The sequence below is a fragment of the Algibacter sp. L4_22 genome (genome assembly GCF_023473045.1).
GTDB lineage: Bacteria > Bacteroidota > Bacteroidia > Flavobacteriales > Flavobacteriaceae > Algibacter.
Window position 1 is genome coordinate 17,059 of the sequence record NZ_JAMCOK010000001.1, and the last position, 14,108, is coordinate 31,166.

General features: G+C 33.7%; 10 protein-coding genes. 7 read left to right on the forward strand and 3 right to left on the reverse strand.

Annotation, left to right across the window (positions count from 1 at the left end; translation table 11 throughout):
• Position 1: 1 nt before the first annotated feature.
• From M4I23_RS00060 to M4I23_RS00090, 7 genes are all read left to right on the forward strand, one after another.
• Entirely contained in the window at positions 2-1,063 is a 1,062-nt protein-coding gene (locus tag M4I23_RS00060; RefSeq protein ID WP_249753032.1) for a lactonase family protein, read from the forward strand.
• A gap of 119 nt (positions 1,064-1,182) precedes the next feature.
• On the forward strand, positions 1,183-1,698 hold the full coding sequence (locus M4I23_RS00065) for a 30S ribosomal protein S16 (protein WP_158845537.1): 516 nt from the start codon (positions 1,183-1,185) through the stop codon (positions 1,696-1,698).
• A 187-nt stretch (positions 1,699-1,885) separates the two neighbouring features.
• The gene (rimM, locus tag M4I23_RS00070; RefSeq protein WP_158845540.1) at positions 1,886-2,413 is read left to right on the forward strand and encodes a ribosome maturation factor RimM; all 528 of its coding nucleotides are present in this window, start codon (positions 1,886-1,888) and stop codon (positions 2,411-2,413) included.
• Between the two features lie 65 nt (positions 2,414-2,478).
• A complete protein-coding gene (locus M4I23_RS00075; protein ID WP_249753033.1) occupies positions 2,479-3,189 on the forward strand; it encodes a tRNA1(Val) (adenine(37)-N6)-methyltransferase in 711 nt (236 codons plus the stop codon).
• Between the two features lie 172 nt (positions 3,190-3,361).
• Positions 3,362-4,540, forward strand: a complete 1,179-nt coding sequence (locus tag M4I23_RS00080) for an acyl-CoA dehydrogenase family protein (RefSeq protein WP_158845546.1) — start codon at positions 3,362-3,364, stop codon at positions 4,538-4,540.
• A gap of 143 nt (positions 4,541-4,683) precedes the next feature.
• Positions 4,684-8,130, forward strand: a complete 3,447-nt coding sequence (locus M4I23_RS00085; RefSeq protein WP_249753034.1) for a hypothetical protein — start codon at positions 4,684-4,686, stop codon at positions 8,128-8,130.
• Between the two features lie 84 nt (positions 8,131-8,214).
• A complete protein-coding gene (locus tag M4I23_RS00090; RefSeq protein WP_158845552.1) occupies positions 8,215-9,114 on the forward strand; it encodes a metallophosphoesterase in 900 nt (299 codons plus the stop codon).
• Between the two features lie 5 nt (positions 9,115-9,119).
• Here M4I23_RS00090 and M4I23_RS00095 read toward each other — a convergent pair whose 3' ends face one another.
• The 3 genes from M4I23_RS00095 to nusA all read right to left on the reverse strand — a co-directional run bounded on the left by M4I23_RS00095 (position 9,120) and on the right by nusA (position 14,107).
• Entirely contained in the window at positions 9,120-9,809 is a 690-nt protein-coding gene (locus M4I23_RS00095; protein WP_158845554.1) for an aspartate/glutamate racemase family protein, read from the reverse strand.
• A gap of 109 nt (positions 9,810-9,918) precedes the next feature.
• On the reverse strand, positions 9,919-12,774 hold the full coding sequence (infB, locus tag M4I23_RS00100) for a translation initiation factor IF-2 (protein ID WP_158845557.1): 2,856 nt from the start codon (positions 12,772-12,774) through the stop codon (positions 9,919-9,921).
• 100 nt (positions 12,775-12,874) lie between these two features.
• The gene (gene nusA / locus M4I23_RS00105) at positions 12,875-14,107 is read right to left on the reverse strand and encodes a transcription termination factor NusA (protein ID WP_158845559.1); all 1,233 of its coding nucleotides are present in this window, start codon (positions 14,105-14,107) and stop codon (positions 12,875-12,877) included.
• Position 14,108 lies beyond the last annotated feature (1 nt).

Consider the following 14,108-nt stretch of genomic DNA (forward strand, 5'->3'; position numbering starts at 1 on the left):
TATGAAATTTAAAATATTGATTACAGGGCTCTTATTTACTTTTTTCAATGTGAAAGCACAAAACACATCACTTTATGTTGGCACATACACCAATGGTGACAGCGAAGGCATTTACCGACTTCAATTTAATACGGAAACAGGAGAACTGAGCCAAAAAGAATTGGCCATTACAACCGAAAACCCATCGTTTATCACCTTTTCGAAAAACAAGAAATTAATTTACGGCGTTAGCGAAGGCACAACCAGTGCAGTTACAGCCTTTAAAATCAAAGCTAATGGAAAGTTAGAAGTTTTAAATACCAAGAGCAGTAACGGAAAAGGGCCATGCCATGTATCATTGAATAAAAACAGTACAAAAGTTGTTGTTTCAAATTACGGAGCTGGTACGTTTTCGATTTATAATTTAAATAAAGACGGTAGTTTGAATAAAGCTTCTCAGGTTTTTGATCATAATTCTGAAACTAAAAAATCGCATGCACATTCAGCACAATTTTATAAAAATGATTTATTTGTTTCAGATTTAGGACGAAATCGCCTTTATCAATATAAATTAGAAACAGATAGTTATAAATTAAAATCTCCGACAATCGTTGAAATGAAAGACAACCCAGGACCAAGGCATTTTTCAATTAGTAAAAACGGAAAGTTTATTTATATCATAAATGAATACGGAAGCTCGATAACTTCGGTTAAAAAAACAAAAAAAGGATTTAAACAAATTGATTACGACTCCACTTTAGATGAAAACTATGATGGAGAAAATTCTTGTGCAGATATTCATTTATCGCAAGACGAACGTTTTTTATACGGATCTAACCGGGGAGAAAATTCTATTGCTGTTTTTAAAAGAAATAAAAAGAAAGGAACGTTAGATAAAATTCAGAACATAAGCGTTCATGGAGATTGGCCAAGAAATTTCACACTTGACCCTTCAGGTAAATTTATTCTTGTTGCCAATAAAAAAAGCAATAATATTTCGGTTTTTAAGATAAATCTTGATAACGGAAAACTTACTTTTTTGAATGATTCCCCTGTACCTGCGCCTGTTTGTTTACTTTTTTAAAAACACGCTTTAATTACCTATTAATTTCAAAAGAAATAATAAGCTGATAGTTAAATTATTATAGTATCTTTGCGCCCTTATTAATAACCGAGGTCGCGAACCTCAAATAATTAATTATTATGCCAGTAAAAATCAGATTACAAAGACACGGTAAAAAAGGAAAACCTTTTTACTGGATCGTTGCAGCCGATGCAAGATCAAAAAGAGACGGTAAATACTTAGAGAAATTAGGTATCTACAATCCAAACACAAACCCAGCAACTGTTGAATTAAACGTTGATGGTGCTGTAACATGGTTACAAAACGGTGCGCAACCAACAGATACAGCAAAAACTTTGTTGTCTTACAAAGGAGCTTTATTAAAAAATCACCTTGCAGGTGGTGTTAGAAAAGGCGCTTTAACTGAAGAGCAAGCAGAAGCAAAATTTGCAGCTTGGTTAGAAGAAAAGACAGGAAAAGTTCAAGCGAAAGCTGATGGTTTATCTGAAGTTGAAGCAAAAGCGAAAGCTGATGCATTTGCAGCAGAAAAAGCGGTTAACGAAGCAAGAATTGCTGCGGCAGTTCCTGTTGTTGAAGAAGTAGCTGAAGAAGCTGCTCCTGAAGTTGAAGCAGAAGCATCAAACGAAGAAGAATAAAAAACACAATTTTTTATACTTTTAAACTCCGATAGCAATATCGGAGTTTTTTGTTTTCTAGAATATATTTTTCAGAAAACCATCCCGTCGAAAAGCAGGTTCTTTAAATTGTAAATTTTGACTACTTTTGAATCGTCAATAATCAAATGAGATTTCCGTCTACGCGGAAACAAAAAAATGCCATTCTATGAAAAAGGAAGATTGTTTTTACTTAGGTAAAATTGTAAAAAAATATAGTTTTAAAGGAGAAGTTTTAGCCAAACTAGATACCGATGAACCGGCTATTTATGAAAATCTAGATGCTATATTTTTAGAACTTCGAAATAATCTTGTACCTTTTTTTATAGAGAGTTCACAATTACACAAATCGGAATTACTTCGAATTAAGTTTGAAGATGTTGATGAAGAAGCAGATGCTGATGCCATTATGAAAAGTGGCCTTTACTTACCTTTAGATTTATTACCAAAACTAGAAGGTGATAAATTCTATTTCCATGAGGTTATGGGCTTTACTGTTCAAGATGTAAACTTTGGGGAAGTCGGTATTATTAAAGCTATTAACGATTCTACAGCGCAATCCCTTTTCGAGATTGATAGAGATGGTATTGAAATTTTAATACCAATGAATGATGAATTTATCACTAAAGTAGATCGTAAAAACAAAACAATTATAGTGGAAACACCAGAAGGACTAATCGATTTATATTTAGAATAACTTTTTTATAAAACACCATACACCTCCATAAGTTTTTTGGAGATATGGAATTTAGAATTTTTAAAATGAAACCCTTCAAGTTCAAACAATTTACAGTTAACCAAGACCAATGCGCCATGAAAATTGGTACAGATGGTGTATTACTAGGCGCATGGACCAACTTAGAACCTAACACCTTTGCTATTTTAGATATTGGTGCAGGAACAGGCGTTTTAGGGTTAATGCTTGCGCAACGAAGTAATGCTGAAGTTATTGATGCTATTGAAATTGATGATGATGCTTACGAACAATGTGTTGATAATTTTGAACACTCTCCATGGGGCGACCGTTTATTTTGTTATCATGCTTCTTTAGAAGAATTTGCAGATGAAATTGATGATGACTATGATGTTATAATCTGTAATCCACCTTTTTATGCTGAAGATTATAAAACAGAAAACGATTCGCGAGATTTAGCTCGTTTTCAAGATGCGATGCCTTTTAACCATTTACTTGAAAGTGTTTCAATTTTACTTTCACCAGAAGGAACTTTCAATGTTATTATCCCTTTTAATGAAGAAGAAAAATTTATCGCATTAGCTAAAAATGTCCTACTGTTTCCTAATAAAATTTGTCGTGTTAAAGGTAATACGGAAACAGATGTAAAACGAAGTATGCTAACGTTCTCCTTCCGCGAAAGCGAAATAACAATAGAAGAACTTATTATTGAAACGAAAAGACATCAATACACCCAAGATTACATTAATTTAACAAAAGATTTCTACTTAAAAATGTAATTGATTTGCTAATTATTCTTTAAATTTGATAGCATAATCTGTTTTATTCTTAAAAAAATAAGTTTTATAGTAAATAAACTATAATCATTGTTGATTTCAATAACATCAACTTGACCATTAGAATTTAATTTCTAACCAACTTCGCATTTCGAATAAAACATAAATCTCTGCTATGAAACCAGATTTATTTGAAGCGCCCGATTATTATAATTTAGACGATTTATTATCCGATGAACATAAATTAGTTCGAGATACCGCACGTGCTTGGGTAAAACGAGATGTTTCGCCTATAATTGAGGAATATGCTCAAAAAGCAGAATTTCCAAAGCAAATAATAGGTGGCCTATCGGAAATTGGAGCATTCGGTCCATATATACCAATGGAATACGGTGGCGCTGGTTTAGATCAAATAAGTTATGGTTTAATAATGCAAGAAATTGAACGTGGAGACTCAGGAATTCGATCTACAGCTTCGGTGCAATCTTCTTTAGTTATGTATCCTATTTGGAAGTATGGCAATGAGGAACAACGCCAGAAATACTTACCCAAATTAGCAAGTGGCGAATGGATGGGCTGTTTTGGATTAACAGAACCAGATTACGGCAGTAACCCGTCGGGAATGATAACCAATTTTAAAGATAAAGGCGATCATTATTTGTTAAATGGTGCTAAAATGTGGATTTCTAATGCACCATTTGCTCAGATTGCAGTTGTTTGGGCAAAAGATGAAAATGGGCGAATCCATGGATTAATTGTAGAACGTGGTATGGAAGGTTTCTCAACGCCTGAAACACATAATAAATGGTCTTTACGTGCTTCGGCAACAGGCGAGTTAATATTTGATAACGTTAAAATTCCGAAGGAAAATTTATTACCGAATAAATCTGGTTTAGGGGCTCCACTTGGTTGCTTAGATTCTGCGCGTTACGGCATTGCTTGGGGTGCAATTGGTGCCGCTATGGATTGTTATGATACCGCACTGCGTTACAGTAAAGAACGCATACAGTTTGGAAAACCGATTGGACAATTTCAATTACAACAGAAAAAACTAGCCGAAATGATTACTGAAATTACCAAAGCGCAACTTTTAACATGGCGATTAGGTGTTTTAAAAAATGAAAATAAAGCAACTTCTGCCCAGATTTCTATGGCGAAACGTAATAATGTAGATATGGCAATTACCATTGCTCGGGAAGCTAGGCAAATACTAGGTGGCATGGGGATTACAGGTGAATATTCAATTATGCGCCATTCCATGAATCTAGAAAGTGTAATTACATACGAAGGTACTCACGATATTCATTTACTAATTACGGGATTTGATATTACAGGATTGAATGCTTTTAAGTAGTTTTCTTAAATTTTTCCTTAATAAATTGATTTTTTTTTAAATTTTTCTAATTACTGACATTTGACAGCTTTTTTAAATCGTTTACTTTTTATATTTACGTAAAATAGAACCTTTTACAAGGTTTAAAAGCTTAAAACAGCATTATGGAAGAATCAAGAAAAGACATCGTTCAATTTATTAACCTCCAATTAGCCTCATTAGGTCAACCTATTTACAGAGATTTAGAAGATAGTTTAGAAAAATTTTGCGACCCAAAATTTGAAGAATTAACCAGTGGTTTAATAAAGAGTATCCGTGAAAAATCAAGACTTTTAGCGAATCATCATTCCCCTGTAGATACAAGAATTCAAAATTTTTTAAACGATTATTTAAGCGATGTTTCTATTGATAAACCGTATATACTGCCTAACGATACTTTAGTTTTATCTAAAAAAGGACATGCTAGAGAAGTGAGCTTGCCTCCTAACGGGAATTCATTTAAAAGTGATAATGTAACGTCTCATAGAATTAAACAAGGGATTTTGAACAATCCGCTACATGATAAAAGAACAACAAAAGGCACGTTTCATATCGTGGAAGGTAATTTACCTGTTCCTTTAGATAAAAAGGAAGTTCCAAAAATTGCGTTCGCTCACTTTTTAAACTCAGCTTTTAATCCTTCAGATGAATTAAAAACATTGCCATTTACAGCAAATCAAAAACAACAGGCAAAAACCATAGTCTCTATGTTATTACGCCCAATGGTTTGCCCTGAAGTACCTTTAATAATTTCAAAAAAATCTCTAGAAGTTCGCTTTTTTGCTCCAGGAAGCCTAGTAAGTAATTTAGACTTTGTTGAATCTATTTTCGGTAATGCCGGCGATCCTAATTTAGCTCAAAACGATGCCGGATTAGATACAGAACACTGGACCGGACATACTGGATGTATCATTTTGGCTCCTCAATTAAGAACTTTAAAAAAGAAAGATGTAGGATTACCTCATTTTGATGATGCCACAGAGCGTCAGAAAAAAGAAGGCATGTGCTGGAAAAATGCAGATGAATTATATAATGAAGGTGGTGCTTTTAAAATTACTTGTAGAAATGACAGAGGTGTTGTTGTAACTATTATTGCTGATAACTATTACGGGTATTCTAAAAAAGAAATTAAAACTCAAATAAGTTATTCTGCTAATTTATTTGGACTAGTAGAAGAAGAACACTCTGGTGGTGCTATTGCATATCCAAGAGGTGTTATGGGTACTATTGTTGATGGTGTTGCATTTTCAGGAAAACACGGCGATAATTTCTCTTTTGAAGATGTTAAAAACTTATTAGGTGATAGAATTGATGTACAACCAGAAAACTATGCTATCGATAAAAAATATCCAGATATTATTTATATTCCGGAAGCATCTTTTATAAATACAAATACTAATAGTATTACTTGGACGCATAACGGAAAAGAGCAAAAGCTTAAATTATCACCAAAAAAGAAATATGTACACCCAACAGGTAATAAATTTACATTAGAAAAACATCCAGCTATCCCATTATGGCGTATAGTGAACACCATGGCAGAAGGCATATTTTGCCATAAACCTTGTACCGTTTCTGGTGGTGGAAAATCTGAGATTTCAAAATCCATGTTAAATGCAATTACATACAGCACATTTAACATAAGAGATATTGACGAGGATTTCAAAAAAGCAGATGAAATAATAGAATACAATTACGCCAAACGTTGGAAAGATTATGATCCTTCGCTAAAGCCATCTAGAACTTTTTTAAGTAAAGGAAGAACATTAGGTTCTGCCGTAAAACTACTAACACCTTCCGATAAATGCACCGATGAATACAACGAATTTGTAGCAAATATACCTGTACATATCCGATCTTTAGTTTTATTTGTAAAACGATTATACCGTCAAGATTTCGAAAATTTAAGTTGGAAAGATTGCATGTCTGTAGAATTTATTAACGGTAAAAAAGGAACAGGATTACTCTATAATAACACCGCAGTTGTGGGTAGTTATGTTCGTATTGGTTTCAATGAAAACGGCAATTGGTTATTAAACAAATTACGTTCAGATTTTTCTGCAAGTATAAAAATTCAGACTGAAGATGACATTTCCGCTTCAATAACAATTCCGCGTGAAAGATTTAAACACCTGAGCCCAAAATTTCAAAACAAAAGTTTGAAAGTTGTGGCAAATTGCGAATCTTATCTATTCCAAAGACCCGATGAAGCCATTATAAGAGGTTATGATAAAAATGCTGAAAGAGATATTGTTTCTCCAAACACCTATTTAACCAATTATGAATTACTGAAAAAGAAAGATGCTATTGAAATTTATGAGGACACCATTAATTTTGACAAGTACACACAACCAGTAAAAGATTTGATTTTAAGCGTTATTGAAAGTCCAAACGAGGAAGAATATTTCGCATTACCATCGCATACTAGAATCGTAAATGGTGAACCAACAAAAAACCCGCGTTATCTTGAACGTAATGTAAATACTGAAGAAACTAAAGAAAGCTATTTAGGTGAAATTGGAATTCGATTATTCCGAAAAATACCAACAAATGATCCTGTAATACAAGTTGTAAACGCTGTGCTACCAGGTCGTAGAAATAATCCTGCGGACAGAAAAGCTGGTATCCGTCCATTAGCTGTTTACAACCCAATACACTATCAAGAAACGCCAGAATTATTTATGGATTTTATTTGTAGCTTAACAGGTAAATCCCCATCAACAACTGGAGCCGGATCTGAAGGTGCTTTAACAAAAAGTCCATTCAATATGCTTACTCCAACAACAGATTTAAATAATGCTCTGCTATCACACATACTAACAGAATCCGATGCTTTTAGTACTGCTGCGGGTTATGTTGGTGGCGACAATAAAGTAGACCACGATATTAGCTTACTAATTCCAGAAATTTGGGCACGTTTAACTCCAGAGGATAGAGATCCTAAAAAATTAATTGAACATGGAGCTTTAGAAAAACTGGAAGATTTTGAACACAATGGAAAAACTATTTTGGCCAGCCGCTTAGGTTACAGAATAACTAAAACATTTTCTTTAAGATGTTTAAACCGTTTATTTGACGAGCCAACGGCTGTTTTTAACGAGAAAATGTTAAAACCAGAATTACAAGGTTTAGAAGATTATGTAGATGGCATTAATAATATTGTTGAAGCTCAACAAAAAGTAGCTTTAAGTTATTTTGAAGACGGAAGTATAACATCTGCCGTACCGCCGTTAAAAATATTATTACACATTATGGCTTATGGCAATTACGAAGGTAAAAATATTAGCGATCCAGAATTACGTAAATATTTTGATAGAGACTACGTATTAAATAGCGATTGGTATAAAGAGCGACTAGAATTAAAACAACAAAAGGATATTTCTTTTTATGATGCTCAAATTACATATTTGCAAGATTTTATAAAAAATCCAAATAACGAGATTCTTGTTTCTGAAATGAATATAGAAGATCGCTTACATGCTGCTAAAGAACATTACAGTAACGTAATATCTGAAGATTATTTAAAAGAATTGGTAGGTACTATCGGAGCAGATCCGCTGTATCGAAATTAAATTTAGATACATTTTACAATACCATTTTTTTAAAATCATTAAAAAGCGTTTCAAATTGAAACGCTTTTTGTTTACATTTACTTTATGTTTTCAGCTAAAAAAAGATTAGATAATGCTTATAATAATGCCAAAGTGGTCGAATTTGATGACGATAGCAAATTTATACTTTTTAGTGATTGCCATCGCGGTGATAATAGTTTTGCAGATGATTTTGCAAATAATAGAAACATTTATTTCCATGCATTAAAGCATTATTTTGATGAAGGTTTTGAATATTTTGAAATCGGAGATGGCGACGAACTTTGGGAAAACCTATCGTTCGAATCTATTTTAAATGCACACAAAAATGTCTATATGCTTATGAAACAATTTCATACAGAGCATAAATTACATATGATTTGGGGAAACCACGATATGGTTTACAGAAATCCAAGTTATGTTGAAAAGCATTTATCAACTTATTTCGATGCCAAAACTGGTGAAGATGTCGAGTTATTTAAAGATATAAAATATCACGAAGGCATTATATTAAAGCATTGTTCTACAAATCAAGAAGTATTTTTAACCCATGGCCATCAAGCTGATTGGTGGAACTTTTTATTTTGGAAATGGAGTCGTTTTTTGGTACGCATACTATGGAAACCTTTAAATGTAATGGGTATTGCAGATCCAACAAGCCCTGCTAAAAACTACACGGAGCTTATAAAAGTAGAGCGGCGAACAAAAACTTGGATTGCAGAAAACAACAATTTAATAACGGTTGTTGGCCATACGCACAGACCACGATTTCCAGAGCCTGGAGATATTGCTTTTTTTAATGATGGTAGTTGTGTGCACCCTAGAAGCATAACGGGGATTGAAATTGAAAATGGAGAAATCTCACTAATAAAATGGGGGATTTCTACAAAAGACGATGGCACTTTACAGATTGTTAGAAATGTTTTAGAAGGCCCAAGAAAACTTATAGATTATAAAACAACATAAAAATTTTACTTCACTGCTAATTCAAAAGCGGCTTTAGCATGAATAGTTGTGGTATCAAAAACAGGAACTTCAACATCATTTTGCTCTATGAGTAATGGAATTTCAGTACAACCCAAAATAATTCCTTCTGCTCCACTTTTTATTAATTTCTGAATGATCTTAAGGTAAATAGCTTTTGACTCTGAAGTTAATTTTCCTTTAGACAATTCATCATAAATAATTCTATGAACTTCATTTCTATCATCTAACTCAGGAATTATAGTTTCTATACCAAAAGATTTTAAAACATCTGTATAAAACGTTTTTTCCATGGTGTATTTTGTTCCTAGAAGAGCTACTTTTTTTAAGCTTTTGGTTATAATTTCTTTTGAAGTAGCTTCGGCGATATGTATTACAGGAACACTGACACCTTTCTTAACTGCCTCAATGGTTAAATGCATGGTGTTGGCGCAAATTAAAACACAAGTCGCCCCTGCCTTTTCTAAACTTACGGCAGCATCGCACATTAGATTATCTAATAAATCCCAACGATTTTCTTTTTGAAGTTTTGCTATTTCCCCAAAATCAACAGAATTTATAATAACTTTTGCTGAATGCGACTCACCATAAGTAGATTGCGCTAAATCGTTTAATATTCGATAGTATAGAACTGTAGATTCTGGCGTGATGCCTCCAATTAAGCCGATAGTTTTCATAAGTTATTTTTATTTGAATTAAAAGTAGCGCAATTACTTCAACCTACAAAACAAAAAAAGCCAGAACTTACGTTCTGGCTTTTTGATAATTTATAAAGTTAATTTTGAATTACTTCAACTTTTTCTTAACCTCTACTTCATGGAATGCTTCAATTACATCACCTTCCTTAATATCGTTGTAATTTTTAATTTGTAAACCACAGTCGTAACCTTTAGTTACTTCTTTAGCATCATCTTTAAATCGTTTTAACGAAGTTAATTCACCTGTATAAACAACTACACCATCACGTATTAAACGAATACCTGCATTACGCGTTATTTTACCATTAGTTACCATACAACCTGCAATAGTACCAATTTTAGATACTTTAAACATTTCTCTAATTTCTGCTGTACCTAAAATCTCTTCTTTCAACTCTGGAGATAACATACCTTCCATAGCATCTTTAAGATCATTGATAGCATCGTAGATAATAGAATATGTACGGATATCGATTTCTTCTTTATCAGCAATTGTTCTAGCATTTCCAACCGGACGTACATTAAATCCAACAATAATGGCATCGGAAGCCGAAGCTAACAATACATCACTTTCGGTAATAGCTCCAACTCCTTTATGAAGAATATTAACTTGAATTTCTTCAGTAGAAAGTTTTTGGAACGAATCGGTTAATGCTTCCACAGAACCATCCACATCACCTTTAAGGATAATATTTAATTCTTGGAAATCACCAAGTGCTATACGACGACCAATTTCATCTAACGTAATATGACGTTGCGTTCTAACGGATTGCTCACGTTGTAATTGAGCACGTTTAGAGGCGATTTGTTTCGCTTCACGTTCGTCTTCAAATACATTGAATTTATCACCTGCTTGTGGTGCACCATCTAAACCTAAGATAGAAACTGGAGTTGAAGGTCCTGCTGCAAGAACATTATTTCCACGTTCATCATGCATAGCTTTTACTTTACCACTATTTCTACCTGCTAAAACATAATCTCCAACGCGAAGTGTTCCGGCTTGTACTAATATAGTTGATACATAACCACGACCTTTATCTAAAAAGGCTTCGACTACAGTACCAACAGCTGGTTTATCTGGATTTGCTTTAAGCTCTAATAATTCAGCTTCTAGCAATACTTTTTCTAATAATTCTTTAACACCTGTACCTACTTTAGCAGAGATATCGTGTGATTGAATTTTACCACCCCAATCTTCAACTAAAAGATTCATTTGTGCTAAACCATCTTTAATCTTTTCAGGATTAGCATCTGGCTTATCTATTTTATTAATGGCAAATACAATTGGCACTCCCGCAGCTTGTGCATGCGAAATAGCTTCTTTAGTTTGCGGCATAATATCATCATCGGCAGCTGCTACAATAATAGCAATATCGGTAACTTGAGCTCCACGTGCACGCATGGCTGTAAAGGCCTCGTGACCTGGTGTATCTAAGAAGGCTATTTTTTGTCCATTCTCTAATTCAACGCCATAAGCACCTATATGCTGTGTAATTCCACCAGACTCGCCAGCAATTACATTTTCTTGACGAATATAATCTAGAAGAGATGTTTTACCGTGATCTACGTGACCCATTACCGTAACAATTGGTGCACGAGGTTTTAAATCTTCTGGTTTATCTATAACTTCTTCAATTGATTCTTCAATATCCGCAGTTACAAATTCTACTTGATAACCAAACTCATCTGCAACAATAGATAAAGTTTCAGCATCCAAACGTTGGTTCATTGTAACCATCATTCCTAACGACATACATGCCGAAATAATTTGTGTTACACCAACATCCATCATAGTTGCCATTTCGCTTGCCGTAACAAACTCGGTAACCTTAATGATTTTGCTTTCAGCTGCTTCTATTTGCTGATCAATTTCAGTCTGTTCTCTATGTTTATCTCTTTTATCTCTTCTGTTCTTAGCACCTCTACCTTTGCTAGATTTACCTTGAAGTTTTTCAAGTGTTTCACGCACTTGTTTTTTAACATCTTCCTCACTAGGTTCCTCTTTAACAATACTACGACGTCCAACACCTGGCTTACCTTTAAAGCGGTCATTCCCACCTGGTCTAGCTGGTCTAGCAGTACTTGGTCTATTATCTCCAGGAGCTCCAGCTTTACTAATACGACGACGCTTTTTCTTATTTGCCGCTGCACCTGCCGCTGGTTTCCTTTCTACAGGTTTCTTTTTAGGTTTATTAAATTGAGATAAATCAATTTTATCACCTGCTATTTTAGGACCTGTAAGTTTTTGATATTGTGTTTTTACCTTTTCTTCAGGAGTAACAATTTCACCATCAACAATAATGGTTTCTTGCTTCTCTATCTTTTCTGTTGCAATTTGTTTTTCTTCCGCTTTAGGTTTTTCAATAACCTTTGCCGCTGGTTTCTCTTCAACTTTTGGCTTAGCTTCTTCAACTTTAACAGGTTCCTTTTTAGTTACTTCTACAGGCTTTTCTGTTTTAGGAACAACTGCTTCTTCCTTAACAACTTCTTTTACCTGTTCTTTAGTAACTTCTTTAACAACCTCTTGTTTTTCAACTTTAGGCTCAACCACTTTTGGTTTCTCCTCGATTGTTGGTTTTGGAGTTTCTTTTTTACCGTCTAAATCAATTTTACCAACCTGTTTAGGTGGGTTAAGTGTTTTAGTCGCTTTAATAATCTCCTCTCTTTTGGCAGCTGCTTTTTGCTTTTCTTCAAGTTCACGCTCGCGTTGCTCACGTAACACTTCTTTCTCTTTTAGTTTTGCTTCACTAACCTCTAAAGATGCCACTTTTTTACTAGCGTCTGTTTGAAACTCATCGGAAAGAAATTTATATGTTTCCTTTGATATTTTCGTAGTCGGACGCTTCTCTATTTCGACACCTTTAGAATCTAAAAATTCTACGGCACGATCTAGAGAGATGTTAAGCTCGCGTAATACTTTATTTAATCTAATTGTTTCAGCCATAATTGCCTTTAAAATACTCAAATATATATATTATACCAATTCTATCATAAAATTAAGAAACATCTAACGATAATTTCTTGTAATTTTTATGAAATTGATATTATTCTTCGAATTCTTCTCTTAAAATCCTAATAACGTCGTTAATGGTTTCTTCCTCTAAGTCCGTTCTTTTAACTAAATCTTTCACCTCTTGTTCTAAAATACTTTTAGCAGTGTCTAATCCAGCTTTACTAAATTCATCAATAATCCATGATTCAATTTCATCTTTGAATTCACGTAATTCTACATCTTCCTCTGCGCCTTCTCTAAACACATCGATCTCATAACCTGTAAGTTGACCAGCTAAACGGATGTTGTGACCGCCTCTACCAATTGCTTTACTTACTTCTTCTGGTTTTAAGATAACCTCTGCACGTTTTGTTTCTTCGTTTAATTTAACCGAAGTTACACGGGCTGGACTTAATGCTCTAGTAACAAATAATGGTAAGTTACTAGTATAGTTTATTACATCAATATTTTCGTTTCCTAATTCACGAACAATACCGTGAATACGAGATCCTTTCATACCTACGCAAGCTCCTACTGGATCAATTCTATCATCATACGAATCTACAGCTACTTTTGCTTTTTCGCCTGGAATTCTTACTACTTTTTTAATAGTAATTAAACCATCAAAAACTTCTGGAATTTCTTGTTCGAATAATTTTTCTAAAAATATAGGGGAACTTCTAGACATGATAATAGTTGGTTTAGCTCCTTTAAGCTCTACACTATCAATCACTCCACGAACATTATCTCCTTTTCTAAAGAAATCCGAAGGGATTTGTTTGTCTTTTGGAAGTACAATTTCGTTTCCTTCATCATCCAACAAAATAACCGCTCTATGACGAATATGGTGTACCTCTGCTGTATATATCTCACCTACTAAATCTTTAAAATGTTTAAAGACAATAGTATTATCGTGTTCATGTATTTTAGAAATCAAGTTTTGGCGTAATGCTAAGATAGCACGACGACCTAAATCGATAAGTTTTACTTCTTCCGATACATCTTCACCTACTTCAAAATCTGGTTCAATTTTGCGAGCTTCCGTTAACGAAATCTCTTGATTTTCTTCTTCAACCTCACCATCAGCAACAACAACTCTATTTCTCCAAATTTCTAAATCACCTTTATCTGGATTCACAATAATATCAAAATTATCATCATCCCCAAACTTTCGTTTTAAGGCACTTCTAAAAACATCTTCTAAAATAGCCATTAACGTTACTCTGTCAATAAGCTTATCGTCTTTGAATTCTGAAAAAGAATCAATTAACGCAATATTTTCCATA

What these genes read in the sequence shown, in the direction of transcription:
- M4I23_RS00080 (WP_158845546.1), top strand. Translation starts at nt 3,362, where the DNA reads ATGAAACCAGATTTATTTGAAGCGCCCGATTATTATAATTTAGACGAT.
- M4I23_RS00090 (WP_158845552.1), top strand. Translation starts at nt 8,215, where the DNA reads ATGTTTTCAGCTAAAAAAAGATTAGATAATGCTTATAATAATGCCAAA.
- M4I23_RS00065 (WP_158845537.1), top strand. Translation starts at nt 1,183, where the DNA reads ATGCCAGTAAAAATCAGATTACAAAGACACGGTAAAAAAGGAAAACCT.
- M4I23_RS00060 (WP_249753032.1), top strand. Translation starts at nt 2, where the DNA reads ATGAAATTTAAAATATTGATTACAGGGCTCTTATTTACTTTTTTCAAT.
- M4I23_RS00095 (WP_158845554.1), bottom strand. Translation starts at nt 9,809, where the DNA reads ATGAAAACTATCGGCTTAATTGGAGGCATCACGCCAGAATCTACAGTT.
- rimM (WP_158845540.1), top strand. Translation starts at nt 1,886, where the DNA reads ATGAAAAAGGAAGATTGTTTTTACTTAGGTAAAATTGTAAAAAAATAT.
- nusA (WP_158845559.1), bottom strand. Translation starts at nt 14,107, where the DNA reads ATGGAAAATATTGCGTTAATTGATTCTTTTTCAGAATTCAAAGACGAT.
- infB (WP_158845557.1), bottom strand. Translation starts at nt 12,774, where the DNA reads ATGGCTGAAACAATTAGATTAAATAAAGTATTACGCGAGCTTAACATC.
- M4I23_RS00075 (WP_249753033.1), top strand. Translation starts at nt 2,479, where the DNA reads ATGAAACCCTTCAAGTTCAAACAATTTACAGTTAACCAAGACCAATGC.
- M4I23_RS00085 (WP_249753034.1), top strand. Translation starts at nt 4,684, where the DNA reads ATGGAAGAATCAAGAAAAGACATCGTTCAATTTATTAACCTCCAATTA.